This window comes from Candidatus Limnocylindria bacterium, from assembly GCA_036523395.1.
GTDB lineage: Bacteria > Chloroflexota > Limnocylindria > P2-11E > P2-11E > CF-39.
Genome location: DATDEH010000052.1, coordinates 1 through 25,702, shown reverse-complemented (window position 1 = coordinate 25,702; position 25,702 = coordinate 1). Strand labels below are relative to the sequence as shown.

Genomic DNA, 25,702 nt, shown 5'->3' with positions numbered 1-25,702 from the left:
CGAGTCGTGCCGCGTGAGACCGGCGGTGATTGTTATGGGATTGTCAGGTCGCGGGCCGCACCCGTCAGCGGTTCGTCAGGTTCCGTTCGCAGTCTTTGTTCGGAGCCCGCTTCGATCGGCGGGAAGGAAGGAATCGTCATGAGAGCTCTTCTTGCCCTGACCATCGGCGGCGCATTGCTCGTTGGAGCTTGCGGATCCGCGTCAGGCGGCGGAACGATCCACGTCACGCTCAAGGCGACCGGCATCACACTCGATCAAAGCGCAGTGAACGCCGGCACCGTCGTCTTCGACGTGAAGAACGCCGGCACGATCATCCACGAGTTCGTCGTGATCAAGACCGACGTTGCCCAGGACAAGCTCCCTGCCAGCACCGGCGAGCCGGGTCAGATGCTGGAGGACGGCAGCGTTGGCGAGGTCGAGGACGTCGAAGTCGGCGCGAGTAAGCAACTCTCGATCAAGCTCGAGCCTGGCAAGTACGTGCTCATCTGCAACCTCGTCGGCCACTTCGCGGCGGGTATGCACGTCGGATTCGTCGTGAAGTGACCACCGAGCCGCGCTCGAGCTGCGCTTCCTCGCCAGAATTGTCCAGTCCGAAGTCTGCCGTCACTGCGGTGGAGTTGCGCGAGGATCGGGACGCGCGCGAGAGCATCGGGTCGCTCGTCCACCGGGCGGCCCTTTTCGTGGATCGCGAGCGCGTGGTCGCGTCGAATCATCCGCCTGTAGCCATCGGAACCAGCTGCTCTAGCAGTTCGCCGAGATGCAGAAGGTGATGAAGCAGATGGGCTCGCTCGCCACGCGCGGCCGGCTGCCAAAGATCCCCGGGATGCGCGGGCTTTAGGCTGTTCCGATGGCAGAAGAGACGAGCATCATCTTCGCGAAGGACGACACGATCATCGTCGAAGAGCCGCTCACAAGCGTTGCCGAGAGGCTCTCCAGAGGCGGCTACGTCCGATTCGAGCGAGCCGGCGAGCCGGTCATGGTCAACGCCGCAGCTGTCCGTTACCTGCGGGTGCTGCGACAGGCCCAGGGCGGTCGCTAGACCGAATAACGGTATTCCCCGTACACTGGACCTTCGCGCGTGATCCGCTCCCAGGAGGACATTCGACAGATTGGCTGTGCACATTCGCTTGCGCCGCGTCGGCAAGACCAAGGCGCCGACGTACCGTGTCGTGATCGCCGACTCCCGCGCCCCGCGCAACGGGAAGTTCATCGAAGCCATCGGCCACTATGACCCGCTGCGCGACTCCGACAACCTCGTGATCAACCCCGAGCGCGCCCGCCACTGGATCAAGAATGGCGCGCGCCCGACTGCGACCGCCCGCTCGCTCCTCGTGAAGAGCGGCCTGGCCGACAGCGAGGTCCCGCCGACCGTCCGTTGAGCGGTCCGAGCGCGCCTGAGGCGTCACGGATGCGCACGCTCCTCGAGCATGTCGCGAAGCAGCTCGTCGAGGACCCGAACGCAGTCGTTGTCACCGAAGAGCTCGACGGTGACTTCATCAAGCTCCACCTTCAGGTCGGCGAAGCGGACGTCGGGAAGGTCATCGGCCGCGGCGGCCGGATCGCCAAGGCCATCCGCGCGCTGCTGAAAGTGATGGCGACGCGCGATGGGACCAAGGTCAACCTCGAGATCGATTAGCGACGACGACCTCGTCGTCGGCTACATCCTCGGTCCGCACGGCATTCGCGGCGAGGTCCGCATCGATCCCCGCACGGATGTCGCCGATCGCTTCCGCGCCGGAGCCGTTCTCGAGTGTGACGACGTCGGTCCGCTCACGGTCGCAGGTGTCCGCGGGGAGGTCGCAAAGCCGATCGTCCAGTTCGAGGGTTATGACTCGCGCGCAGCAGCGGAGTCGCTGCGCCGTCGATTCCTGCGCGTCGCCCGGAGCGAGTCTCGCCGTGCCACGACGGGTGCGTATCTCTGGGCCGACCTCCTGGGGGCGCGGGTCGAGACACCCGAGGGCACGTGGCTCGGGATCGTCCGCGAGCTGCTGCGCGCCGGCGAGAACGACGTGCTCGTGATCGTCGATGCAGCCGGGCGCGAACGCCTCCTCCCCATGCTCGAGTCGGTGGTGAAGGCCGTCGACCTCGAAGGCGGACGGATCGTCGCGGTCCCGCAGGAGGAGGCGGGATGACCGGGCCTCTGCGCATCGAGGTGCTCACGCTGTTCCCGCGGATGTTCGACAGCCCATTCGCCGAGAGCATCGTGGCACGCGCGCGGCAGGCCGGGCGTCTCGAGCTCGCCGTGCATGACATCCGCTCGCACACGAGCGACAAGCACCACGTCGCGGACGACACGCCCTACGGCGGCGGGGCGGGCATGGTCCTCAAGCCCGAGCCGCTGACGCGCGCGATCCGGAGCGCGCGAGCCGCCGACGGCCACGTCGTGCTGCTCTCCGCGCAGGGACGGCTCTTCGACCAAGCGGCCGCGCGCCGGCTCGCGTCGAAGCCGCACCTCGTGCTCGTGTGCGGGCACTACGAAGGCGTGGACGAGCGCGTCGTGGAATCCGATGTCGACGAGGAGCTCTCGATCGGCGACTACGTCCTCACGGGAGGAGAGCTCGCGGCGATGGTCGTGATCGACGCGGTGACGCGCCTCGTGCCAGACGTCATCGATGCCGAGTCACTCGCGCACGAATCGCATACCGATGGGCTGCTCGAAGGCCCGCAGTACACGCGGCCGCCGGAGTTCGAAGGTCGCAAGGTGCCGCCTGTGCTGGTCTCCGGCGACCACGGCGCGATCGCGAAGTGGCGGCGAACGGAGTCGATCCGGCGCACTGCGGAGCGCAGGCCAGACCTCCTCGTCGGCGCCAAGCTGACGCCGGCCGAGCGCGCGCGGCTTCCGCGCAGCCCTGCTCGCAAGACGAGCGTCAACGATGCCGACCTGGTCGAGGCGTACCGCTCCGGCGTCGGGTCGTATCGGATCGCGGCGCGGTTCGGTATCTCGCCAGCGACGGTGCGTGTGCGACTTCGCGCCGCGGGCGTTCGCCTTCGCGCCGCGCGCAGCGTCCAGCGCAGCCCGACTCCGGCCGATGTCACGCGTCTGCGGGCCACCGGCCTCACCGTGAGGCAACTCGCGGCGCACTTCGGGGTGTCGCACGTGACGATCCTCGACCGTCTGAAGAAGGCCAAACGCTAGTTTTCTGTTAGAGTTGGGCGACTCCGTGTCAGCCATCACCATGCCTATGAACGACGTCTTGAAGACGCTTGCCTCCGAGCAGCAAAAGGCCGAGGTCCCCGAGGTGCGGCCCGGTGACACCGTGGCCGTGAGTGTGCGTGTCGTCGAGGGGAACCGCGAACGGCTTCAGAAGTTCGAGGGCACCGTGCTTCGCGTCCGCAACGGCGGGCTCGACCACCAGATCACCGTCCGCAGGATCGCCAGCGGGATCGGTGTCGAGCGCACGTTCCTCGTCCACTCGCCGCGCGTCGAGAAGATCGAGCTTCTGCGTCACGGGCACGCCCGCCGAGCCGCCCTGTACTTCCTCCGCGATCGGGTGGGCAAGGCCGCGACCATCCGCGAGAAGCGCCGCTAGCCTAGGAGCGTGCCAACGCTCCGCTTCGAGAAAGAGCTCTGGTCAAAGGGTCTGCTGCGCGTCGTCGGCGTCGACGAGGTCGGGATGGCTGCGCTCGCGGGACCGGTGGTGGCCGCAGCGTGTCTCGTCACACCGGATACCAAGCTCATCCGCCGCGTGAAGGATTCAAAGCTGCTCGCGCGCGCGGAGCGCGAGGACCTGTTCGAGCTCATCCGTTCGCGCGTCGTGCGTGTCGGCATCGGCGCTGCATCGGTCGCGGAGATCCACCGCCTCAACATCTATCACGCGAGCCATGTCGCGATGATGCGAGCCCTGCGCCAGATCGGTGACTACGACTGGGTGCTCGTCGACGGCCGGCGGATCCTTGACCCCACGTTCGCTCCGGGGCGGCACACCGAGATCGTGAAGGGCGACACGAAGAGCTTCGCGATCGCGGCGGCGTCGATCGTCGCGAAAGTCACGCGCGATCGTCTCATGACCAGCCTCTCGCTCAAATACCCGGGCTACGGGTGGGAGCACAACAGCGGTTACCCGACCATCGACCACCGTACCGCACTGCGCGCGCGCGGCCTGACACCGTTCCACCGCCACGATTTCGGGACCGTGAAGCTCCTGCGCGCGGTCGAGAACCAGCTGGAGCTCGCGCTCGCGAGCTCGACGTGACCGAAATGACATTCGCGCGGTCGTAGCGTCGGGTAAAGTCGCGCGACCGATGAAGACCACGACGGCGCGTCTGCGCGCGTTCACGAGCGAGGACTACCCGGCCTGGGTGGCCGGCAGCAACCGCTGTTACCCCGACTACCCCTGGTCGGTCGAAGAGGCACGCCATGAGGACGACAACTTTGATCACGGCCGCTTCTTCAAGACGCGCATCGTCGCTGAGGAAGAGGGCCGCATCGTCGGCTCCGTCGACGTGAGTCACCGGCCATCGCGTTTCCATCCCGACCGCTACGGCTTCGACGTTTGGGTCCTACCCGATCGCCGCCGCCGCGGTCATGGCAGCGCACTGCACGAGAGAGCCGTTGCGATCCTGCGCGAGCGGAACGCGCTTGCCGCGACCGCGGGCGTCAAGGAGTCGATGAGCGACGGGGTCACCTTTACGGCGAAGCGCGGCTGGGTCGAGGTCAAGCGCGACTGGGAGTCACGCCTGGTGCCCGCGGGCTTCGACTTCCATCGGTTCGCCGGTGCGACCGAGCGTGTCACCGCGCTGGGCATCCGGATCGCCACCCTCGCCGACGAGCTCACGCGCGATGCCGGCGCCCCTCAGAAGGCGTTCGAGCTCACCGATCTCTGCCGCCGCGATGTGCCCGCGATGGACACGCCAACGGACATCACATTCGAGGAGTGGCGGCAGCATTGGATCGACTCGCCGAGCTTCCTGGCGGACGCGTTCTTCATCGCCATCGACCGCGAGGGACGTTGGCTCGGCATGTCGAACCTGCAAAGGTCCATTGAGGACCCCTCGTTCATCTGGCAGGGCCTCACCGGGGTGCGGCGAGAGGCCCGCGGGAAGGGCCTTGCGATGGCGCTGAAGCTCGAGACGGTGCGCTACGCGCAGCGCCTGGGGGTCGACCACATCAAGACCTGGAACGACCAGCGAAACCAGCCGATGCTCGCGATCAACGAGGCGATGGGCTTCGCCAGACAGCCCGCCTGGCTCGGCCTGGAGCTGCGCCTGCGCTCTTGACGAGGGGTTGACCGACGCCTCGACGGGGCGGCATGGGCGATGCATAAGCGCGGGCATGGAAGTCCGCGCGATACAGCGCGATCGTTACCGGCTCCGGGTCACCACATGGGGCAGTGGCGCGGCACCGCACGCGATCGTGCTCCCGGGACTCTCCGCCGATGCGCGCGCGCTAGCGCCGCAGATCCGCATGCTCCGACGCGAGGTCGCGACGGTGCACGTGATCGACCTGCCGGGGATGGCGCTGCCGCCTTCGCTCATGACCGCGGATGCGACGTTCCCAAAGCTCGCCGAACATGTCGCTCATGTCGCCGACGCGCTCGGCGTGCAGCGCGCCGTGGTCGTTGGGCACTCGCTCGGCGGTGGCGTCGCGCTGCACCTCGCTCTCAAGCGCCCCGACCTTGTCGACGGTCTGGTGCTCCTCGCGCCGGCCGCGCTCGGGCGTTCGCTGCACTGGATCTACAAGCTGTACTGCCTTCCGCTCATCGGCCGCGCGCTGCTCTATCCACGACCGACCGGGCAGCGCGGTTTCGTACGCCGCTTCCTCGTGGGAAGCCTTCGGCGCGAGGACAACGCATTCGTGAACATGCTGATACGCCATGGGAACAAGGCACGTGAGCGCGCGCTCTCGTCCCGAGCCATCGTGTGGGCGAATCAGCCGGCATGGTGGCGCAGGGTGTTGATGGTGCTCACGCCGGGTGGTGAGCAGGTCGCGTTCGCGGTCGGCAACCGTCTAAAAGAACTGAGCGACGTGCCAACGCTCGTCCTCTGGGGCAACGAAGATCGAGTGATCTGCGCGGGCGACGCGGTCCGTTGTCGCGATTTCCATCAGAGCGCCGAGATCCATGTCGCGCGCGGTGTCGGTCACATGCTCCCGCTCGAAGCGCCGGCCTGGACGAATAGCTACATCTCGCGGTTCGTCAGCTCGCTGCGGCCGGCCATGCGCAAGGCGGCTTAGCAAGTCCTGTAGATCTAGCCCAAGGGGGCTACTACCAGCCGCTGAGCGCGGTTCAGTAACGCTCCTTCCCAAGTGTCGTTCCCCCTGGTGGTGCGATCGACGCTGGGGGCGCTCGTCATCGTGGCCGCGACGCTCGCTGCGGCGGTGCCCGCGGCCGCCGTCGATAACACCGGATTCCACAGCGCCTGGGTCGGCCAGGATTCGTGGCCGACGCTCGCGCCCGGGATGGCCGTCAACTACTCGCTCCGCTTCCGCAACACCGGCACGACGACATGGCAGCGCGGGGTCGCGGGCCGTCAGGTCAACCTCGGTGTGGTCGATGACTCGACCGCCTTCGCCGAGATGTCGGTGGGCTGGCTGAGCGCGAACCGCACCGCGACCACGGTCGAGGCCAGCGTTGCTCCCGGAGCGATCGGCACATTCACGTTCACGATCCGATCTCCGTCGCGGCTCGGCGTGTATCGGCTGCCACTTCGCCCCGTGGCCGATGGGGTGACGTGGCTCGAGCACCAGGGTGTGTTCGTGCTCGTCACGAGCGACGCCGGTTATCACAGCCGCTGGATCACGCAGTCGACCGTGCCCGAGCTCGCGCCGGGCGTCACGAGCGAGCCGATCACGCTCACGTTCCGCAACACCGGCGGCAAGCCGTGGGTCAAGGGTGTTCTCGGTGAAGAGGCGCGCATCGGGATCAAGAACGACGAGCTGACGTGGGCATCGCTCGGCGTCGATTGGCTCAGCGGCTCGCGGCCCGCGGCGCAGAGCGAGGCGACCGTGGCGCCGGGGGCGAACGCCACGTTCACGTTCAAGGTGAAGGCGCCGACGACGCCGAGCACGTATGTGCTCGCGCTGCGGCCGGTCATCGACGGCACGGTGTGGATGGACGACGAGGGAGTCTTCGTCGCGGTGACCGTCAGCGGCGGAGCGACGCCGCGGCTCAGCGTCACCACACTGCAGTCAGGGCTGAGCCTCCCCTGGGACGTCGCGCCGCTGCCGGATGGCCGCATGCTCGTGAGCGAGCGCGTTGGCAACCTCCTCGTGTACCAGAGCACGGCGCCCGGTGCCGCGCAGCTCGCGAACAATCCCGTCGTCGGAACGCGCGAGAACGGGGAGGGCGGCCTCATGGGCATCGCCGTCGACCCAAGCTTCGCGACGAACTCGTTCATCTACGTCTGCGCGTCCCGTGACGACGAGGGGCTGTACCGCAATCAGGTGCTTCGCTACAAGCTCGTCGGCAACTTCATCGCATTCGACGGGTTCGTCATTCGCGGCGGCATGGCGGCCGCGGGGAATCACAACGGCTGCCGCCTGCGCTTCGGACCCGACGGCAAGCTCTGGGTCACGATGGGCGACGCGGGCAACCTGCGGAACGGGCAGGACCCGAGCGCGCTCAACGGCAAGGTGCTGCGCGTGAATACGGATGGGACGGTCCCATCCGACAACCCGGTGATCCCCGGATCCGCCGGTCGCAGCGCGATCTACACCTGGGGCAACCGCAACCCGCAGGGCCTCGCGTTCGAGCCGGGCACCGGCACGCCGTACGAGGTCGAACACGGCGACGACACGCATGACGAGATCAACATCCTCGTCGCCGGCGGGAACTACGGCTATCCGCTGTATCGCGGTCCCGTCGGACGCCCGGGCTTCATCGACCCGGCGTGGTCATCGGGCAACGTGACGCTCGCGACGTCGGGCGCGGACTTCGTCGTCGGGCCGCAGTGGGGCGCGTGGAGCGGCTCGCTGTTCGTCGCGCAGCTGAAGGAGATGGACCTGCGGCGCTTCGAGCTCTTCGCCGGCACGGCGCGCCAGACGAACGTCCTCTTCGACAACGTGTACGGACGCCTTCGGAGCGTCGTGTTCGGCGCGGACGGCGCCATCTACCTCACTACCAGCAATGGGACGTCCGACCGAGTCCTGCGCATCACCGCGACGCAGCCCTGACGCAAGGCGTGGCCGATCCCTTTCGGGTGGAGCCGCGCCGCCTTCTCGGACTCGCCGGCGAGCATCTGGCCGAACGCGAGCTCGCCTGCCGCGGTTTTCGCGTCATCGCTCGGAACGTTCGCACGCGCTTCGGTGAGATCGACCTCATCTGCCGCGACGCCCGCGGTTACGCGTTCGTCGAGGTGAAGACGCGCCGGGCCGGATCCTTCGTTGCCGCCGCGGAGGCCGTCGACGCGCGAAAGGCCGCGCGCCTCGCCGCGCTCGCGCAGGGCTGGCTGGCACACCGAGGCGAGCGCGACGCCGTGTGGCGCATCGTGATCGCGGCCCTCACCGTGGGCGCCGACGGCACGCGTGTCGAGCTCGTGGATCTCGACCGCTAGCGCACGATCTCCACGGAGAGGCCGTCGACGATGACCTTCACGTTGCTCATGTTGCGCGCCACGCGCAGCTTCGCGCCGTGCGGCATCGTGAGCGTCTCCCAGCCGCTGCCGCTCACGCGGATGAGGTCGTCCCATACCGCGAGCACGGCGTCCCGATCGCGGCACACGACGCCGGCGGCGTTGCAGACGCGCGTGCTGAAGACCATCTCGCGTCTTGGGAGCGCCGGGTCGTAGCCCACGAGCACGTGATCCGTGGTCAGGCGCTCGTCGTCGGAGAAGTAGTACTCGACGATGAGCGCGTCGTACGCGGCGAGGACGGTCGCTCCCGCGAGGTCCGGCTGGTTCAGGCGGTCGATACGCTCGCCTGTGCCGCGATCGCGGCGCGCGACGTCCCGCGCGGAGAGTGGCGTGTCGCTCACGAGGAACACCGCGGCATTCGCGAGCGCGACGCCAGCGACGATCGACGGCAGGGCGCGCGGCATCCGTGCCCCGCGCGCGAGCGCGACCGCGCCACGCGCGGCGATCACGCAGAGACCCGGGAGCATGCTGAAGATGTAGCCGTACTCCCCGACATGGATCGGCACATAGATCACGAGCGGCGTCAGCGTCCACACGAGGACAAATGCGACGCGCCATCTGTCGCTCATCTCGATCCGCCGCGCGCTGGCCGAGAGCGGAACGGCGGCGAGGAGCGGCGCGAGGAACGTGAGCCCGCGCCCGAGGAAGCGCGCGAGCTCGTACGTGTTGCCGTAGAACGCGCGCAGGCCGAGGTCGCCGAAGACACTGTAACGGTCGTCGACGAATTTCCCTTGGATCCGCAGCGCCTCGAGCAGCGCGCTCACGCCGCCGTCGAAAGCCGCGGACGCGAAGAACCAGCTGAGCACGAGCAGCACGGCAAGAGCCGCGCTGGCGATGACCCACAGCAGTGGCGCCGTCCAGGCCGCCATCAGCCACAGCGGAGCGAGGAAGACCGCGAGATCGGTCCGGAATCCGATCGCGATCCCGTAAACGGCTGTCGCGATCAGCAGGCGCCGTCCGCGACCACTGTCCGGGCGCATCGCGAGCCAGAACAGCATCGCGCAGCCGATCGAGAGCGCGCCGAGAAGGGTGTAGGGATACGCGACGCCGCCGTAGGCCCAGAACGTGACCGCGGTCAACAGGAACGCGCCGCTCGCGCGCGCCGTGCGCTCGTCGTAGAGCCGCGCCGCGAACATGTAGAGCAGCGCGACCGCCGCTGCTCCGGCGAACAGGCTCACGATCGTCATCGCGCGATTCGGATCGCCGACGAGCGCGTATATCGCGCGAATGAGCAGGACGTAGTAGAGGTAGCCCGGCGCCTGTGGCCGCTGATCCAGCGGATCGAACCGTTCGATAGCGCGCGCGTATAGCACCGAGTCGTGAGCCCACACGAACTCGGTTTGGAACGGAATGCGCGTGAGCACGCCGAGTGCGAAGAAGATCCAGGCCACCCGCCACGACATGCGCGCCGTAGTGTGGCGGCTCGCCGCCTGCGCGCGAGCTCAACGTCGCGGCGCTCCCTCTTTTCGCTGCTGGCTACGCGCGCCCGCTGATCGCCACGCTTGTGGCGCTCGGGCGCGCTGGGCGCAGACGCTTGTCGAGGGAGCGCCGCGCCGCTCAAGCTCGCTCGCCGCGCCTCCCGGTACCGCGGTACCGCTCAGGAGTGCGATGCCGCCGCGCCCTTGCTCTGTCGAGGCTCCGCCGGATGGCCGTCGCCGTCACGCCGCGCGAGGTGCCGCGCTCCGTCGCGCGCGTTGCGGCCTGTGCGCTGTGGGGGCTCGAGAGCGCGATGGTCACTGTCGAGGCGGACGTGGCCAATGGCCTGCCCTCATTCACGGTCGTCGGGATGCCCGACGCGGCGGTGTCCGAAGCGCGCGAGCGCGTGCGAGCGGCGATCCGTAACTCGGGGTTCGAGTTCCCGTTGCGTCGCGTCGTCGTGAACCTCGCTCCTGCGGAGCGGCGCAAGGAAGGAACGGGCTTCGATCTCGCGATCGCGCTTGGCGTGCTACGAGCGACCGGTCAGGTCAAGCACGACGCCGATGCGCTCTGTCTCGCCGAGCTCGCTCTCGACGGGACGCTGCGACCGGTGCGCGGCGTCATGGCTCGCGTGCGCCGCGCGGTGCTGGCCGGGGTGTCCGCCGCCTTCGTCGCGCCGGAGAACGCCGCGGAGGCCGCGGCTCTCGGGACCGACGCGTTCGGCTTCACATCGCTCCGCGATGTCGTCGAGCACGTGGAAGGTCGCGCGAGGCAGGCGCCCACACCGATGCCACGACCGGCGCAGCGCAGCGACCATCCCGTCGACCTCGCCGACATCGCCGGGCACGAGACACCGAAGCGCGCGCTCGAGGTCGCGGCCGCCGGGGGACACAGCCTGCTGTTGGTCGGGCCGCCCGGGACCGGCAAAACGCTGCTCGCGCGCGCGATCGCCTCGCTCCTGCCCGCCTTCGATCCTGACGAGGCCATCGTCGCGAGCGCGGTCCACAGCGTTGCGGGTCTGATCGATCCGGAGCGTCCGCTGCTCGGCGCGCGACCGTTCCGCGCTCCGCATCACACCGCGTCGCATCTCGCGCTCGTCGGCGGCGGGTCGCCACCGCGTCCGGGTGAGGTGAGCCTCGCGCACGGCGGCGCGCTGTTCCTCGACGAGCTCGCCGAGTTCTCCCCATCCGTCCTCGACACGCTGCGCGAGCCGCTTGAAGAGGGCGCGGTGACGATCTCACGCGCGGGCACGACCGCGACATATCCCGCGCGCTTCACGCTCGTGGCGGCGATGAACCCGTGCCCGTGCGGGCATGCCGGCGATCCAGCGGAGCAGTGCACCTGCCTGCCAGATGCGATAGACCGCTATCACGCACGTCTCTCCGGTCCGCTCCTCGATCGCATCGACCTGCGAGTTCACGTCCCGCGCATCGCGTATGAAGAGCTCCGAGAGGACGGGCGCGAACCGTCGCGAGCGGTCCGCGAGCGCGTCATCACGGCGCGCGAGCGAATGGGTGCGCGACTCGCCGGCACAGGCCGCACCTGTAATGCGGAGCTATCCGTCGCGGAGGTGCGGCGTCACTGTCGCCTCGCCGCTGAAGCCGAGACCCTCGCGGCCGAAGCCATGCGCGGGCGCCGCTTGTCGGCGCGCGGCTTCCACCGCGTGCTCCGCGTCGCGCGGACGATCGCCGATCTCGCGGGCAGCGATCAGATACGCACAGCCGATCTCGCGTTCGCGCTGATGCTCCGCGCTCAGGCGTGATCTCGGTCACGCCGTCGGACGCGGGCTACCCGCCGCGACTGCGATCCCTCACGCATCCACCCGATCCCCTGTGGGTCGACGGCGACGTGACGGCCTTCGCCGCCCGGGCTGTGGCCATCGTCGGCACGCGACGCATGACCAGCTACGGAGAACGCGTCGCGCGTGAGCTCGCAGGAGCCTGCGCGGCGGCGAATGTGGTCGTCGTCTCCGGTTTCGCACAGGGGATCGACTCAGCCGCCCATCGCGGCGCGCTCGATGCCGGCGGGCGCACTGTCGCCGTGCTCGGTGAGGGCATCTCGCTGTTCATTGGGACTGTTCGCGGCCGCCGCAGACCAGTCGTGCCTCGTGTGAGGGCGCACGGCGCGCTGGTATCGGAGTACGCGCCAAGTTCTTGCGCGCGGCCCTGGACCTTCGTGAAACGCAACGCCACGATCGCCGCACTCGCGGAGGTGGTCGTGGTCGTCGAGGCGGGAGAGCGGTCCGGCGCGCTCATCACCGGAGCCGACGCGCGCCGTCTCGGACGCATGCTGTACGCCGTTCCGGGGCCGCTCGGCTCCGCTGCATCGGTCGGCACGAACGCGCTCATCGCATCAGGGGCGGCACGCGCGCTCGTCAGCGCCGACGCCCTGTTGGACGCACTTGGCCTTCGCACACAGACGGCGAACGGTCCGCCGCCCGACCCGATCCTCGAGGCGCTCGCTGTCGGCGACCTGGATGTCGACACGCTGCGACGGCGTGTGGGCATTACGGAGGGCGAGTTCGCGGACCGGCTCTTGCGGCTGACGCTTGCGGGACGGCTCACGCAGACACCGGACGGACGCTACCGACGCCGTTCCTGATACCGCGTTGTGACACGCCGCAACAGGTCTCGATGGATTCTCTCGCGTGGGGGTGTGGGATGGGCGTGATCCCGTTGCATCTTGCGAACGCTGTGGCGAAGGACGGTCAGGACTGCCGTCTCTGCGCCGACATGCGCATGCCCGATGCGGCCCGACCATCAGCCGTGCGCGAGCTGCGGCACATCGCGCCACTCGCCTTTGCCGCCGTGGTCGGACTCGTCGTCGCGGCACTGGATCGTGGTCCCGCCGGCTGGCTCGGCGCAGGTCTCGCCGGTGGCATCTCCGTCTGCGCGGTGTACGTCTGGGTCGCGCGCCAGAGTTTGCTGCGAAGCGCTCACGAGGCGCACGCGAGCGAGCTGAAGACGCTGGCCGAAGACGCCGACGTTCGTGTCGAGCTCGTCGTGAAGCAGTTCGAGTGGGCGGTCGGCGACGTCGCGAAGATCAGGTGCAAGCTCGAGGCTTCCGAAGCAGCCGTGCGTTCGCTGACCGAGCGCGGTCGCGAGCGCGAGCACCAGATCGAGCAGCTCGTGCGCCAGATCTCGCGCCTTCGCGAGAGCCTCGCGGAGATCGCCATGGCGGCATCGCTGACCGAAGCGGGCAAGGAGCTGCCGGCGCGGCCGCTCTTCGAAGCGGTCTACTTCACGTGGGGCGTTCACGTCGATGGATCGCGCGCGCGGCTCGAGCTCCAGACCGCAGCGAGCGGCGACGGCCCGACGCGGGTGCGGGTCATGGACCGCGACGGCCAGGTCGTCGCAGTGAGCGGCATGGCAGTCGTGTCGCTCGACGGCAATCTCGAGTTCCAGCTTGAGGCGCCGATCGATCTCATCGCTGATCTCGATGATGGGCGTGAGATCAACTACGCGATCGAGGCGCTCGTCGAGCACGAGTGGAAGCCGGTCCGGCTGAAGGACAGCGGGCGCCGCACGCGGAGCGTCGTGGATGTCCAGGGTCGGCTCACCCGCGTGCCCGACGTTGGAGACACCACGCGGCACATCGAGGCGGCGCAGGGCAGGCGTTCGACGCTGAACTAGTACGTAGCGGCGAGGAGCTTCGTGGGGTCGGCCTGCAGCGGGATGATGTTCGCGGTCTTCAGCGTCACCGTGTCGAGCACCGCGACCGCCTGCTGGAGACCCGCGAGCGCGACGTAGAGCTCGTCGGCGTTCGGAGAGATCGCGATGTCGACCACATGGCCCAGGAACGCCGCGCGCGCGCGGATGCCTTCATTTCCGAGGTCGAGCGCAAGCACGCCGCTCGCGGTGCCGACGTACAGCGCTTCTTCGCGGGGTGACACCGCGATGGCGGTCGCTTCGCTGTCGATCGCGATCCGTTGCACGACCGCGTACTGCTCGGTGTCCACGACGTCGATCACGTTCTTGCCGCGGATCGCTGTATAGATGCGCGTGCCCGAGCCGTTCATGGACATCGCGCCGGCCGGCCCATCGAGCGGGATCGTGTAGGGAGTCCGTCCCCCGAGGTTGAGGTAGAGGAGATCGATGCCGCTCGGGGTCGCGACGAAGATGTGGTTGTGCTTGTAGCTAGGCGCGAGCTCCTGGGGCGTGTGCGAGTAATCGAAGAACTCCTGCTGCCCGGTGGTGAGATCGATCTGCTGCGCGCCACGCGCGCCGACGATGAGCGCCGAGACGCCGTCGCGGTTCGCGCCGACGATCCCGTCGTCGATCGCGACGGTCCGCGTGCTCGTCTCGCCATCGACCAGATCCCACGTCGTGAGCGTCTTTCCGTCAAGCGCGAGCAGCGTGCGGCCGTCGGTCTGGATCGCAGCGGACGTCGCACGCACCGGCGACGTCGCAAGCTGCGCGTCGTGCGGCCTGGCGATCCCCACCGCCCCTCCCGAGATGACAACAACGCGCACCTCGCGCGCCGGCCGTGCGAGCGGCGGCTGGTAGTGGTCGATCGTCGCGCCGGCCTTCTTCTTCCATCCGTCACGTTCCACGAACGGATACGCGTCCACGGCTCCGCCCGGACCGAGGATGCCGTATGGCGTGTCGCCGATGTGGTCCTTGTCCGCGTCCGTCCCCTTGTAGTCCGCCCACCAGTTGCCTTCCTTCTTATCGGGGTCGAACCACTGGTTCGCGTCCGGGTTGTTGTCACTCACCTGAGGCGAGTTGCCCGAGACGTTGTTGTGGAAGATGGTGTTGCCCTTCGCGTCGCTGAACCAGATGCCCCAGTTCACGTTGTTCTCGATCGTGTTCTCGATGATGCGGTTGCCGGTGCTCCGGTAAAGGTAGATGCCGAATCCACCGGGGCTGTTGTAGGTCTGCCGGATGAGATTGTTGCCTTCGATGAGGTTGTCGTTCGCGTCCTGCAGGTGCAGTCCGTAGACGTTCGCGACGACCGTCGAGCGGCGGATCGCATTCTGGCCTGAAGCGTGGAAGTAGAACCCGAAGCGATTGCGCTCGCTCGTCACGTCCTCGATCCGTGACTTCTCCATGTCAACGAAGTAGATGCCGGTCGAGAACTGACTGATCTTTCCGTTGCGGATCGTCACATTCGTATGCCCGCCGGTGCGGACTCCGACGCTGTCGAGCTGCGGCTGCGGCCAGGTCTGTGGACCCATCCCCGGGCCGGTGAGGGTGTGGCCGCCGAGATCGAGCGTCACGTTGTCGGCGTTGATGACAAACGCGTCGGTGGCGCAGGTCATGTCATTCGCGAGCACGAAGTCCGCCGCGATGCGCTGGCCGCACTGCGCGCTCTGAGGCACCGCGCTTATCGATGGGGTCGGCGTCGGCACCGACGTCGCGGTCGGGCGCGCCACCGCCGCGGAGGTCGAGGCCTGGGGTGAGGCCTGCGCCACCGGGCCGACCGTCTGGCAAGCGACGCCGGCGACGAGGAGCAGCGCGATGCCACCGGCCCGAACGCGCACCATCGAGAGCCTATACAACGGCGCTCCGCGCAGGTTCCCGCGACACTCTCGTGATGCGGGAAGAAGGGCAGCGCATCGACGGCCGCCTCGAGGGCACGCTGCGCGTACCCGACACCGATGCTCGCGCGATCGTCGTGATCGCTCACCCGCTGCCGACGCACGGTGGCGAGATGCGCAACCCGCTCGTGGCCACCATCGCGCGCGCCTGCGCCGAGCGCGGCTGGTACGCGCTCCGATTCAATTTCCGGAGCGTCGGCGCCAGCGATGGGAGCTGGACCGGCGGACGCGAAGAGGCTGAGGACGTAGCGGCCGCGGTCGCGCACGCGCGCGGCATCGCGCCGAAGCTGCCGATCGGCCTCGTCGGCTACAGCTTCGGCGCGCTCATGTCACTTCGGTGGGTATCTCGAGGCGGAGACGTCGACGTGCTCGTGCTCGTCGGCCTGCCGCTCCGGTCCGTGACTGGGCGCGACAACGATCTTCCGCCAGTGCCCGACGGCACGCTCATCGTCGCCGCGGAGCGCGACCAGTTCGGCACGGCGGCGGAGCTGCGCGAAGCATTCCCGCGCGCGCGCATCGCCGAGGTGCGCGGGGCCGATCACTTCTTCGTCGGACAGCGCGACGAGATGGCGAGACTGGTGGCCGACGAACTGGCGCGCAGGTTAGGATGACGGTCCCATGACCGCGGAATTGAGCGTTCCGAAGACCGCGCCTGCGGCCAAGCAGACGCGAAAGCGCATCCTGACGGGCGATCGCCCTACGGGTCGCCTCCACGTGGGCAACTACGTCGGCACGCTCGCGAATCGCGTGAAGTTGCAGGACTCGTACGAGACGTTCCTGCTCGTCGCCGACCACCACATGCTCACGACCAAGCTCGACGGTCTCGGCGAGATCGAGCAGAACATTCGCGAGGACGTCCTCGACAACCTGGCGGTCGGCGTCGATCCGGAGAAAGTCACCTACATCCTCCAGTCGCTGGTGCCGCAGATCCCCGAGCTCCACCTGTACTTCTCGATGCTGGTCTCAGTCCCGAGAGTCCAGAGGATCCCGACGCTGAAGGACCAGCTGCGCGATCACGGCCTCGCGCAGCCGACATATGGGCTCCTCGGTTACCCGGTGCTTCAGGCCGCGGACATCCTCATCGTGAAGGGCGACCTCGTGCCGGTCGGACGCGACCAGGAGTCGCACATCGAGCTGACGCGAGAGATCGCGCGTCGGTTCAACGAGCTGTTCGCGCCGGTGTTCCCGGTCCCCGAGTCGCTCATACCGGATATGGGACTTCTCCCCGGCATCGACGGGCGAGAGAAGATGGGTAAGAGTCTCGACAACGCGATCTACCTGAGCGACGACACGAAGACCGTGGAGAAGAAGATCCGCTCGATGTACACCGACCCGAACCGCGTCCGTGCCGATACACCGGGACGCGTCGAGGGAAATCCGGTCTTCGTCTACCACGACACGTTCAACACCGACAAGGCCGAGGTCGACGACCTCAAGTCGCGCTACCGCGAGGGAAAGGTCGGAGACGCCGAAGTGAAGACCAAGCTCTTCGCGGCGATGGAGAAGTTCCTTGCGCCGATCCGCGAGCGTCGCGCGGAGCTCGCCGCGAAACCGAAACTCGTCGACGAGATCCTCGCCGCCGGCAGCGAGCGCGCGCGCCGCGAGGCGGCCGCGACCCTCCACGAGGTCCGTCACGCGATGCGTCTCGACTACTTCGGGCGCTAGGCGTTTTGCCCCGGCTGTATGCGCTGATCCTCTCGGGCGGGGCGGGCACGCGGCTCTGGCCCCTCTCGCGGCGTGGTAAGCCGAAGCAGTTCCTTCCGCTCACAGGCGAGCGCACGCTGCTGCAGGACACGGTCGAGCGCGTCGTCGAATTCATCCCGATCGAGCGGGTCTTCGCCGTGGCGCCGCCCGAGCACCGGGAGCTGATCCACGAGCAGCTGCCCGAGCTGCGCGCCGACCACGTCGTCGTCGAGCCATACCCGCGGGGGAACGCCGCGGCGATCGGGCTCGCGATGGCGGCGCTGCACGCGTTCGACCCCGAGGCGGTCGTAGCGATCCTGCCCTCGGATCACGTGATCGAGAAGCGCGCGAAGTTCCGCGAGGTGCTGGTCGCCGCGACGGCCGCAGCCGAGGCGGGGCATCTCGTCACGCTCGGCATCGAGCCCGAGAGCCCCGACACCGGCTTCGGCTACATCGAGGCGGGCGACAAGCTGGATCTGAGGGCACCCCTGCCGGTGCACGCGATCAAGCGCTTCATCGAGAAGCCGAAACGCGACGCCGCGGAGAAGATGATCGCCGCTGGTGGGCACTACTGGAACGCCGGGATGTTCGTCTGGCGCGTGACCGAGATCGTGAAGGCGTTCGAGGAGCACCTGCCGGCGACCGCAAAGGCGCTGCACGCGCTAGCCGACGCCGTCGGCACGCCGCGCTATGAGGGCGTGCTCGCGGAGGTCTGGGAGGAGACCGACAAGACGACGATCGACTACGGCATCCTGGAGAAGGCGAAGAACGTCGCCGTCGTTCCTGCCGACATCGGCTGGCACGACATCGGGAGCTGGGGCCGCCTCGCGTCCATCGTGCAGCGCTCGGATAACTGGTCGTCGGACGGCCATGTGGCGATCGGCGCGGGGGACAACTACGCCTGGGCTCCGGGGAAGCTCGTTGCCCTGGTCGGGGTCGAGGGGCTCATCGTCGTGGACACCCCGGACGCCCTGCTGGTGGCCTCGAAAGAGCATGCCGAGGAGGTAAAAGAGGTGGTCGACCACCTCCGCAGCGAGGAGCGGGAAGAGCTGCTCTAGGAGAGCCGGTGGGGGCTCCGGGAACAGGGCCTCTAGCCGGTACATTTAAAGTGGTAGGAGCGGTAGGGCGCCCGTGAGGGCGCTTTTCGTTATGTGAAAGGCGGCGGAGTGTTGGCGGACGCAAAACAGGACCTGGTGGTGGTCGAATCACCGACCAAAGCCAGGACACTCGAACGGATGCTCGGTCCCGGCTTCAAGGTCGAGGCCTCCTACGGCCACATCCGTGACCTGCCCAAGTCAAAGATCGGGATCGACCTCAAGACGTTCGCTCCGGAGTACGTGATCCCGGACGACTCCGAGAAGCACGCGCGCCTCCTCCGCAAGGAAGCGAAGACCGCGCCGCACATCTGGCTCGCCACCGACCTCGACCGCGAGGGCGAGGCGATCGCGTGGCACCTCGCGGAGATCATCGGCGGTGCGAAGAGCAAGATGCGCCGCGTCACCTTCCACGAGATCACGCCGGCGGCGATCGCCGACGCCTTCAAGCATCCACGCGACATCGACCAGGACCTGGTGAACGCGCAGCAGGCGCGCCGTGTGGTGGACCGGCTCGTCGGCTACACCATGTCGCCGCTCCTCTGGAAGAAGATCCGCTACGGCCTCTCCGCGGGGCGTGTGCAGTCGGTCGCGCTGCGTCTCATCGTCGACCGCGAGCGCGAGATCCAGGCGTTCAAGGCGGAGGAGTACTGGAGCATCGACGCGCTCCTCGCGAACCACGCGGGGGAGTCGTTCACCGCGGAAGTCATCCAGCACAAGGGTCACAAGATCCACATCACGAGCGGCGAGGCGGCCGACAAGCACCGCGCGGCGCTCGCCGACGCGAAGTACATCGTGAAGAGCCTCGAGAAGCGCGAGAGCTCGCGCAATGCGGCGCCGCCGTTCACGACCTCGACGCTGCAGCAGGACGCGTCGCGCAAGCTCGGGTTCTCCGTGAAGCGCACGATGGTCCTCGCGCAGCAGATGTACGAGGGCGTCTCGCTCGGCGATATGCCGATCGGTCTCATCACCTATATGCGTACCGACTCGCTGCACGTCGCCGAGAGCGCACTGCACCAGGCGAAGACCGTCATCACGAAGATATTCGGCCCGCAGTACGCGCTCGAGAAGCCGCGTCATTACAAGACGCGATCGAAAGGTGCTCAGGAGGCGCACGAGGCGATCCGCCCCACAGACCTGTCGCGCACGCCCGAGTACGTGAAGAAGTTCCTGAAGCCGGATCAGCTCAAGCTCTACACGCTGATCTGGCAGCGGACGCTCGCGTCGCAGATGGCGCCGGCGAAGTTCGAGAACACACGGCTCGACGTCGACGCTGGCCCGTACGTGCTCCGCGCGAATGGGCGCCGCGTGACCTTCGACGGCTTCATCCGCGTCTATACGGAAGGCACGGACGATCCGGAGAAGGAGATAGCGCCGCTGCCCGAGGTCGTCGCCGGCGAGGACCTGAAGCTTCTCGCGCTCGACGCGGCGCAGCACTTCACGCAGCCTCCGCCGCGGTTCACCGAGGCGTCGCTGGTGAAGACGCTCGAGGAGCACGGCATCGGCCGTCCTTCGACGTACGCGCCGACGATCTCGACACTGACCGGTCGCAAGTACGTGCGGAAGGAAGGTCGCGCGCTGATCCCAGAGGACGTCGGCTTCGTCGTGACCGACTTCCTGAAGGAGCACTTCCCCGACATCGTCGACAACGGCTTCACCGCGCGCATGGAGTTGGATCTCGACCGCATCGCTGCTGGCGAGACGGAGTGGGCCCCGGTCGTCCGCGATTTCTTCACGCCGTTCATCAAGCTCGTCGAGGAGAAGACGAAGTCGGTGAAGAAGTCGGACATCACCGAAGAGAAGACCGACCGCATCTGTCCCAAGTGCGGGCGGCCGGTGATCATCAAGCTCGGACGCTTCGGGCGCTTCTACTCGTGCACCGGATTCAAGAAGACGAAGAAGGGGGCGCCGCAGCCGCCCGGCGCGTGCGATTACTCCGAGCCGCTCGAGGGTCAGCAGGAGCAGCAGCTGGAGATCATCGAAGGCGAGATGTGCCCCGACTGCGGCAAGCCGCTCGCGCGCCGAAGGGGCCGCTTCGGTCCGTTCATCGGCTGCACCGGTTACCCGGACTGCAAGTACATCAAGAAGACGCAGGTGAAGACCGGCGTGACCTGCCCGCTGTGCGGTCAGGGCGAGCTCGTACAGCGCCGCGGACGCGGCCGTTCGCTCTTCTACGGGTGCGAGCGTTACCCGGAGTGCACGTTCACGGCGCGACAGCTGCCCGGAACCGAGGCGCCGCCCAAAGCATCCGGCAAAGACGCCGCGTGACGAGCGGGGGCCTCGCCTGAGGGCGACGGTCGCCACCCCGAACGACGTCGAGCGGTGGGATGAGCTGGTCCTCGCCACGGGAGAGCCGCACGTCCTGCAGTCGGCTGGCTGGGGCGAGCTCAAGGCGGCCACGGGTTGGAGCGTTCGTCGCTTCGTATTGGACGGCGGCGTCGCACAGGTGCTCCTGAAGCCACTTCCCCTCGGTCTCTCCGTGGCGTATGCGCCGCGCGGCCCGCTCGTCGCACCGGAGCAGCTTGCCGACGCGATCGCCGCGCTGCGTACGGCGCTCGCGCGCGAGCGGTGCGCGAGCCTGCTATGCGATCCCGAGGCGCCGGACGATCCACCCCTCCGCGCAGGGCTCGCCCGCATCGGCGTCCGCGCGTCACCGGTGTTCGTGCAGCCGCGCCGCACCCTGTTGATGGACCTTTCAATGGGCGACGCGGAGCTCTTCGCGGCGATGCGCAAGAAGACGCGGCAGTACATCCACAAAGCGGAGCGCGCCGGCGTCGTGACCGAGGAGTCGCGCGACCTCGACCGGTTCATGAAGGTGCTGGCTGCGGTCGGCCAACGCGACCAGTTCGCGGTCCGCTCGCGCGCGTACTTCGAGACGCTGCTTGCATCGTTCGGCGACCGCGCTCTGCTCATGTTCGCGCGTCTCGGCGATGAGGACGCGGGCGCGATGCTGCTGCTACGCATGGCCGACCGCGCGTGGGAGCTGTACGGCGGCTGGAGCGGAGCGCACGCCGAGGCCCGTCCCTTCTATCTGCTCAAATGGCGCGCGATGCTGCGCATGCGACAGCTGGGGGTCCGCCGCTACGACATGTGCGGCCTCGCCGAGGGCGCTGACGATCCGCTCGCCGGCGTCGAGAACTTCAAGCTCGGCTACGGTGGCGAGGTGGTCGAGTGGATCGGCGCGCTCGAAACGCCGGTCCGCAGGGTGCTGTATCCGTTATGGCAGCTCGCCGCGCGCCGGCGCCTCGCGCGATCGGCGGCCTGATGGAGGCGCCGCGCGGCTGGGATGATGCCGCGACACGCTCGCCGGGCGGGCACGTGCTGCAGTCCTCGGTGTGGGCGGCGCTGCGCGAGCGCCAGGGGTGGCGCGCCGAGTACGTACGCATCGGCGAGGAGCTGCCCGCCGCGCTGGTGCTCTGGCGGGATGTGCTCGCCGGCCAGCGGATCGCCTACGTGCCACGTGGTCCGATCATCACGCCCGGCGACGGCGCGGGACTGCGCCGCGCGCTCGTGCGGCTTGCGGACCTGGCGCGCGAGCGAGGCGCGGTGTTCCTCAAGGTCGATCCCGAGCTCTCACCCGAGTTCGCCGACGAGCCACTGCGCGCGGCGGGCCTCACGCGGTCGTCGCAGGAGATCCAGCCGGTGCTCGCCACGCTCGAGCTCGACCTCGCTCCGGACGAGGACGCGCTGATGGCCGCGATGGACAAGGACACGCGCTGGAGCGTGCGGCAGGGACCGAAGCGCGGCGTCACGGTCCGCGAGGTGAGCGATGACGAGGGCCTGCGCGCCTTCTACGATCTCTACGCGCTCACCGGACGGCGCGCGGCCTTCATCACGCGGACCCCCGAGTACTACCTGTCGGTCTGGCGCGCACTCATCGATGCGCGTCTGGCGACGCTCCGTCTCGCGTATGTCGACGATGCGCCGGTGGCCGGGGCGATGACCTGGCGCTGCGGCGAGCGGGTCGTCTACCAGACCGGCGCGACGAACGACGCGGCGCGAAAGAGCCATGCCGCGTACATCCTGGTGTGGGAGTGCATCATCGGAGCGAAGCGGGAGGGCGCGAAGCGCTTCGACCTCGGTGGCATCCCCACCGACGTCGGGCGAAAGGACGATCCGATGTACGGGCCGTATCTCTTCAAACGTGGCTTCGGTGGCGCAGTGCGCCGCTGGGTCGGCGCGCACGACGCCGTGCCGCGACCGCTGGCGTACCGCGCGTACCTGTTGGCCGAGCCGGCGTACACGGCCGCGCTGCGTGTCGTCGGGCGCGTCCGCCGATAGCCGACGATGAAGCTCGGGCCCCTTCTGGAGAGCGCGAACGTGCCGGTGTCTCAGGGTGCCGCGGACCTCGACGTGCGCACGGTCACCTACGACTCTCGCAAGGTCGGGCCCGGATCGCTGTTCGTCGCGATCGAGGGATTCCACCGCGATGGGCACGAGTTCGCGGCCGAGGCCGTGAAGCGCGGGGCGGTCGCCATCGTCGCGCAGCGGAAGCTGCGGTCCAAGGTCCCGGTCGCGGTCGTCGCCGACAGCCGCGCGGCGCTCGCCGACCTCGCGGCGGAGGTGTTCGAGCACCCAACGCGAAAGCTGAAGCTCGTCGCCGTGACCGGCACCGACGGAAAGACGACGACGGTGCATCTCGTGTCGGACGTGCTCGAGGCGGGCGGCGAGCGCACCGGGTACGCGACGACGGTCGATTTCAAGATCACCGACCACGTCTCGGCGAACGACACGCGGCAGAGCACGCAGGAGGCGGTCGAGATCCAGGAGTTCTTCGCCGAGCTGCTCGTCGCCGGTGGGACGTGGGGAGTCCTCGAGGCGACGTCGCACGCGCTCGCGTTGCGCAAGCTTCGGGGCACCGAGGTCGACATCGCGGTCTTCACGAACCTCTCGCCGGAGCACCTGGACTTCCACGGCACGCTTCAGAGCTACCTCGAAGCGAAGGGGATCCTCTTCGAGATGCTCGGCCAGGGGACCGACAAAGGAGTGCAGAAGACCGCCGTCCTGAACGCGGACGACCCGCACTGGCAGTACCTCGTCGACCGCGCGGCCGGCGCGAAGGTCATCACGTACGGCATCGACGCACATGCCGACGTGCAGGGCACGATCCTCGCGGCCGACGCGACCGGGTCGCGCGTGCGCGTCGAGGCGCGCGGCGAGACGGTGGAGATCGCCCTTCCGCTCGTAGGGCGCTTCAACGTCCACAACGCGCTCGCCGCGATCGCCGCGGGTCTCGCCGCCGGCGTGCCGCTCGCGAAGGCGCGCGATGCGCTCCAGCGCGCAAAACCGGTGCGCGGTCGCATGGAGCGCGTCGATCGCGGACAGCCGTTCAGCGTGATCGTGGACTACGCGCATACGCCCGAGTCGCTCGACAAGGTGCTCGCCCTGCTGCGTCCGCTCACGAAGGGGCGCCTCATGGTCGTGTTCGGCAGCGCGGGGGAGCGCGATCGAACGAAACGGCCGCGTCTGGCCGAGGTCGCGGCGAAGCACGCCGACTTCTTCGTCATCACGCAGGAGGACCCGCGTCTTGAGGACCGCGCGGCCATCCTGTCCGAGATCGAGGCGGGCGCGACGGCCGCGGGCAAGAAGAGCGGTCGGGACTACGTGGTGATCGACGATCGCCGCGAGGCGGTGCGCGACGCGCTGCGCCGCGCGCAGGCGGGCGACACGGTGTTGCTCGCGGGCAAAGGCCACGAGGCATCGATCATCGTCGGCGAGGAGAAGCAGCCCTGGGACGAGGCCTCGGTCGCGCGGGACGCGCTCCGCGAACTGGGCTTCGCCGCGTGACGCGCCAGGTCCGCGCGTCGCGCGGCTCGCGCACGGCGGCGCTCGCGCAGACGCGTGCGATCGCCGAGCACAGCCGTGCGCTCGTCGCGCAGCTTCGCGGCGAGATCGGGGTGCCGGAGCGGCCGAACGGCCGCCGCGCGCTGGTGATGCTGATGGGTCTTCCCGGCACGGGGAAGACGCACTGCGCGCGCCTGCTCGCTGTGCGCCTTGGCGCGGCGCACGTCGCGACCGATCACCTGCGCAGCCGCCTGTTCATCGCGCCCTCGTACGCGCGCGAGGAGAATCACGCGGTGTTCACCCTCGCGGAGGCGCTCGTCGAGCAGCTCCTCGCCGAGGGGCATGTCGTGGTGCTCGACGCGACGAATCTCATCGCAGACTTGCGCGCGCCCATGGAGGACGTCGCGAGCCGCAGCGGTGCAACGCTGTTGCATGTCCTCGTCGTCGCGGAGGATGCGGACGTGCGCGCTCGGTTGGCCGCGCGAGCCATGGCCCGAGCCGACGGCGACCATTCCGACGCCGACGTCGGCGTCTACGAGCGCATGCGTGCCCGTGGCTTCGAAGCGCCCGAGCGCTTCGTCGAATTACACAACGGTCCGGATGTGGCTGCCGAGATCGACCGCATCGCAGCGAGCTTCGCATGAGGCGCTACCTGAGGGAGCTGGTGTTCGGCGTGATCGCGATCGCGCTGGTGATCGGCTACGGAGTGCTCGGCGCGGGCGCGGCGCCCTTGGTGCTACCCGCAGGCACGCCGACGCCAACGCCGACGAAACCGGTCAGCGCGGTTCCGGCGCCTCAGATCCCGGGAACGATCGCATTCGCACTGCGCGGCGACGTGTACATGCTGCGCGACGGGAAGTACGTCGGCGTGACGTCGGACGCGCGGTCGAACCAGCCGAACCTGTCGGAGGACGGACGCTCGCTGCTGTTCGTGCGCTCGGAGGCGATCAACGGAAAGCGTGAGGTCGACGGACAGGTCACACCGGCGATCCTCCGCTATACGGACATCGTGAAGAAGGATCCGAGTGGCGGCGCAGAGTCCATCGTGGTCACCGGCCTTCTCATCACTTCGCCGAGCGGCTTCCATGCCGTCGCGTGGCTGAACAGCCCCGCGCTGTCGCCGGACGCCAAGCGCTTCGCCATCACGACAGACGCGGTCGTGAGTGGGGCGTCCGACCTCGAGATCCTCGATGCGCAGACCGGAAAGCGCAGCGTGCTGCTGTCCCAGGGCTCCGTTCTCGCGGATCCATCGTGGTCACCGGATGGGAAGACCATCGTGGTCACGTCCTACACGACCGGCGAGCCGAAGATCCTGCTCGTTCCGTCGGACGGCCGAGCCGCGACGCCGCTCGTGATCAAGGGACAGAAGGGCGAGCCCTATCGGCCGTCGTATTCGCCTGACGGCGCGTGGATCACCTTCACGCTGCGACACGACGGCCGGAACGACGTGCACGCCGTCGATGTGAAGACCGGACAGGATGTGGCCCTGACGAGCGACGGGAAGAGCTGGAACAGCGTGTTCTCGCCCGACGGCAAGCAGATCGCCTTCCTCCGCGAGAGCGGCGGGGTCATCGACCTCTACGCGATGGACGTGTCCGAGGCGCTCGTCGGCGGGCCG

Annotated in this window: 25 protein-coding genes and 1 pseudogene; 24 read left to right on the top strand and 2 right to left on the bottom strand. The window is 68.4% G+C overall.

From position 1 onward, the window contains the following. Window positions 1-138: 138 nt before the first annotated feature. The 12 genes and pseudogenes from VI056_06845 (at window position 139) to VI056_06790 (ending at window position 8,490) form a co-directional block, all read left to right on the top strand. Entirely contained in the window at window positions 139-543 is a 405-nt protein-coding gene (locus VI056_06845) for a cupredoxin domain-containing protein (protein ID HEY6202743.1), read from the top strand. Window positions 544-847: 304 nt separating this feature from the next. Continuing rightward, window positions 848-1,039, top strand: a complete 192-nt coding sequence (locus tag VI056_06840) for a hypothetical protein (protein ID HEY6202742.1) — start codon at window positions 848-850, stop codon at window positions 1,037-1,039. A 70-nt stretch (window positions 1,040-1,109) separates the two neighbouring features. After that, a complete protein-coding gene (gene rpsP, locus VI056_06835) occupies window positions 1,110-1,379 on the top strand; it encodes a 30S ribosomal protein S16 (protein HEY6202741.1) in 270 nt (89 codons plus the stop codon). A 29-nt stretch (window positions 1,380-1,408) separates the two neighbouring features. Beyond that, on the top strand, window positions 1,409-1,636 hold the full coding sequence (locus tag VI056_06830; GenBank protein HEY6202740.1) for a KH domain-containing protein: 228 nt from the start codon (window positions 1,409-1,411) through the stop codon (window positions 1,634-1,636). Beyond that, window positions 1,605-2,132 (top strand): ribosome maturation factor RimM, encoded by a 528-nt coding sequence (rimM, locus tag VI056_06825; protein ID HEY6202739.1) that lies wholly within the window; start codon window positions 1,605-1,607, stop codon window positions 2,130-2,132. Before VI056_06830 ends, rimM begins: the two co-directional genes overlap by 32 nt. 8 nt (window positions 2,133-2,140) lie before the next feature. Continuing rightward, window positions 2,141-2,800 (top strand): annotated as a pseudogene (trmD, locus tag VI056_06820) (tRNA (guanosine(37)-N1)-methyltransferase TrmD). Window positions 2,801-3,182: 382 nt separating this feature from the next. Then, window positions 3,183-3,530 (top strand): 50S ribosomal protein L19, encoded by a 348-nt coding sequence (gene rplS, locus VI056_06815; protein ID HEY6202738.1) that lies wholly within the window; start codon window positions 3,183-3,185, stop codon window positions 3,528-3,530. A gap of 9 nt (window positions 3,531-3,539) precedes the next feature. After that, a complete protein-coding gene (locus VI056_06810; GenBank protein ID HEY6202737.1) occupies window positions 3,540-4,193 on the top strand; it encodes a ribonuclease HII in 654 nt (217 codons plus the stop codon). Window positions 4,194-4,242: 49 nt separating this feature from the next. After that, a complete protein-coding gene (locus VI056_06805; protein ID HEY6202736.1) occupies window positions 4,243-5,217 on the top strand; it encodes a GNAT family N-acetyltransferase in 975 nt (324 codons plus the stop codon). 55 nt (window positions 5,218-5,272) lie between these two features. After that, window positions 5,273-6,172, top strand: a complete 900-nt coding sequence (locus VI056_06800; GenBank protein ID HEY6202735.1) for an alpha/beta fold hydrolase — start codon at window positions 5,273-5,275, stop codon at window positions 6,170-6,172. Between the two features lie 72 nt (window positions 6,173-6,244). Then, complete coding sequence (locus VI056_06795) at window positions 6,245-8,110, top strand: PQQ-dependent sugar dehydrogenase (GenBank protein HEY6202734.1); 1,866 nt, start codon at window positions 6,245-6,247, stop codon at window positions 8,108-8,110. Between the two features lie 8 nt (window positions 8,111-8,118). Continuing rightward, window positions 8,119-8,490 (top strand): YraN family protein, encoded by a 372-nt coding sequence (locus VI056_06790; GenBank protein ID HEY6202733.1) that lies wholly within the window; start codon window positions 8,119-8,121, stop codon window positions 8,488-8,490. Here VI056_06790 and VI056_06785 read toward each other — a convergent pair. Beyond that, on the bottom strand, window positions 8,487-9,971 hold the full coding sequence (locus VI056_06785; GenBank protein ID HEY6202732.1) for a glycosyltransferase family 39 protein: 1,485 nt from the start codon (window positions 9,969-9,971) through the stop codon (window positions 8,487-8,489). The two genes, VI056_06790 and VI056_06785, sit on opposite strands and share 4 nt — an antisense overlap. Window positions 9,972-10,213: 242 nt before the next feature. On the opposite strand from VI056_06785, the gene VI056_06780 reads away from it, so the two are divergent. Genes VI056_06780 through VI056_06770 form a run of 3 tightly spaced genes read left to right on the top strand, consistent with a single transcriptional unit; the run spans window position 10,214 to window position 13,616 of the window. Next, window positions 10,214-11,746, top strand: a complete 1,533-nt coding sequence (locus VI056_06780) for a YifB family Mg chelatase-like AAA ATPase (protein HEY6202731.1) — start codon at window positions 10,214-10,216, stop codon at window positions 11,744-11,746. Further along, window positions 11,743-12,585: a DNA-processing protein DprA gene (gene dprA / locus VI056_06775; protein ID HEY6202730.1), complete on the top strand. Its 843-nt coding sequence runs from the start codon at window positions 11,743-11,745 to the stop codon at window positions 12,583-12,585. Before VI056_06780 ends, dprA begins: the two co-directional genes overlap by 4 nt. Window positions 12,586-12,617: 32 nt before the next feature. Continuing rightward, window positions 12,618-13,616 (top strand): hypothetical protein, encoded by a 999-nt coding sequence (locus tag VI056_06770; protein ID HEY6202729.1) that lies wholly within the window; start codon window positions 12,618-12,620, stop codon window positions 13,614-13,616. On the opposite strand, the gene VI056_06765 is transcribed toward VI056_06770, so the two are convergent. Continuing rightward, complete coding sequence (locus VI056_06765) at window positions 13,613-15,469, bottom strand: NosD domain-containing protein (GenBank protein ID HEY6202728.1); 1,857 nt, start codon at window positions 15,467-15,469, stop codon at window positions 13,613-13,615. The genes VI056_06770 and VI056_06765 overlap by 4 nt on opposite strands. 50 nt (window positions 15,470-15,519) lie before the next feature. On the opposite strand from VI056_06765, the gene VI056_06760 reads away from it, so the two are divergent. The 9 genes from VI056_06760 to VI056_06720 form a co-directional block, all read left to right on the top strand. After that, window positions 15,520-16,134: an alpha/beta fold hydrolase gene (locus tag VI056_06760; GenBank protein ID HEY6202727.1), complete on the top strand. Its 615-nt coding sequence runs from the start codon at window positions 15,520-15,522 to the stop codon at window positions 16,132-16,134. 7 nt (window positions 16,135-16,141) lie between these two features. Further along, window positions 16,142-17,188, top strand: coding sequence for a tryptophan--tRNA ligase (trpS, locus tag VI056_06755; protein ID HEY6202726.1), 1,047 nt, complete (start codon window positions 16,142-16,144; stop codon window positions 17,186-17,188). A gap of 5 nt (window positions 17,189-17,193) precedes the next feature. Further along, window positions 17,194-18,264: a mannose-1-phosphate guanylyltransferase gene (locus VI056_06750; protein ID HEY6202725.1), complete on the top strand. Its 1,071-nt coding sequence runs from the start codon at window positions 17,194-17,196 to the stop codon at window positions 18,262-18,264. Window positions 18,265-18,375: 111 nt separating this feature from the next. Then, on the top strand, window positions 18,376-20,568 hold the full coding sequence (topA, locus tag VI056_06745) for a type I DNA topoisomerase (GenBank protein ID HEY6202724.1): 2,193 nt from the start codon (window positions 18,376-18,378) through the stop codon (window positions 20,566-20,568). A gap of 16 nt (window positions 20,569-20,584) precedes the next feature. Beyond that, window positions 20,585-21,565 (top strand): peptidoglycan bridge formation glycyltransferase FemA/FemB family protein, encoded by a 981-nt coding sequence (locus VI056_06740; protein HEY6202723.1) that lies wholly within the window; start codon window positions 20,585-20,587, stop codon window positions 21,563-21,565. Further along, window positions 21,520-22,581, top strand: coding sequence for a peptidoglycan bridge formation glycyltransferase FemA/FemB family protein (locus tag VI056_06735; protein HEY6202722.1), 1,062 nt, complete (start codon window positions 21,520-21,522; stop codon window positions 22,579-22,581). Before VI056_06740 ends, VI056_06735 begins: the two co-directional genes overlap by 46 nt. 6 nt (window positions 22,582-22,587) lie before the next feature. Then, window positions 22,588-24,087, top strand: a complete 1,500-nt coding sequence (locus VI056_06730) for a UDP-N-acetylmuramoyl-L-alanyl-D-glutamate--2,6-diaminopimelate ligase (protein HEY6202721.1) — start codon at window positions 22,588-22,590, stop codon at window positions 24,085-24,087. Beyond that, entirely contained in the window at window positions 24,084-24,728 is a 645-nt protein-coding gene (locus VI056_06725; GenBank protein HEY6202720.1) for an ATP-binding protein, read from the top strand. Before VI056_06730 ends, VI056_06725 begins: the two co-directional genes overlap by 4 nt. Further along, window positions 24,725-25,702 (top strand): LpqB family beta-propeller domain-containing protein (locus VI056_06720; GenBank protein ID HEY6202719.1); only part of this gene is annotated, 978 nt, incomplete at its 3' end. The genes VI056_06725 and VI056_06720, both read left to right, overlap by 4 nt.

Excerpts from the sequence above, each read along its gene's own strand:
- VI056_06730 (HEY6202721.1), top strand. The coding sequence starts at position 22,588 with ATGAAGCTCGGGCCCCTTCTGGAGAGCGCGAACGTGCCGGTGTCTCAG.
- VI056_06805 (HEY6202736.1), top strand. The coding sequence starts at position 4,243 with ATGAAGACCACGACGGCGCGTCTGCGCGCGTTCACGAGCGAGGACTAC.
- VI056_06770 (HEY6202729.1), top strand. The coding sequence starts at position 12,618 with ATGGATTCTCTCGCGTGGGGGTGTGGGATGGGCGTGATCCCGTTGCAT.
- trpS (HEY6202726.1), top strand. The coding sequence starts at position 16,142 with ATGACCGCGGAATTGAGCGTTCCGAAGACCGCGCCTGCGGCCAAGCAG.
- VI056_06830 (HEY6202740.1), top strand. The coding sequence starts at position 1,409 with ATGCGCACGCTCCTCGAGCATGTCGCGAAGCAGCTCGTCGAGGACCCG.
- VI056_06760 (HEY6202727.1), top strand. The coding sequence starts at position 15,520 with ATGCGGGAAGAAGGGCAGCGCATCGACGGCCGCCTCGAGGGCACGCTG.
- VI056_06845 (HEY6202743.1), top strand. The coding sequence starts at position 139 with ATGAGAGCTCTTCTTGCCCTGACCATCGGCGGCGCATTGCTCGTTGGA.
- VI056_06735 (HEY6202722.1), top strand. The coding sequence starts at position 21,520 with ATGGCAGCTCGCCGCGCGCCGGCGCCTCGCGCGATCGGCGGCCTGATG.
- VI056_06840 (HEY6202742.1), top strand. The coding sequence starts at position 848 with ATGGCAGAAGAGACGAGCATCATCTTCGCGAAGGACGACACGATCATC.
- VI056_06765 (HEY6202728.1), bottom strand. The coding sequence starts at position 15,469 with ATGGTGCGCGTTCGGGCCGGTGGCATCGCGCTGCTCCTCGTCGCCGGC.
- rplS (HEY6202738.1), top strand. The coding sequence starts at position 3,183 with ATGAACGACGTCTTGAAGACGCTTGCCTCCGAGCAGCAAAAGGCCGAG.
- VI056_06800 (HEY6202735.1), top strand. The coding sequence starts at position 5,273 with ATGGAAGTCCGCGCGATACAGCGCGATCGTTACCGGCTCCGGGTCACC.
- rimM (HEY6202739.1), top strand. The coding sequence starts at position 1,605 with ATGGGACCAAGGTCAACCTCGAGATCGATTAGCGACGACGACCTCGTC.
- VI056_06780 (HEY6202731.1), top strand. The coding sequence starts at position 10,214 with ATGGCCGTCGCCGTCACGCCGCGCGAGGTGCCGCGCTCCGTCGCGCGC.
- VI056_06785 (HEY6202732.1), bottom strand. The coding sequence starts at position 9,971 with ATGTCGTGGCGGGTGGCCTGGATCTTCTTCGCACTCGGCGTGCTCACG.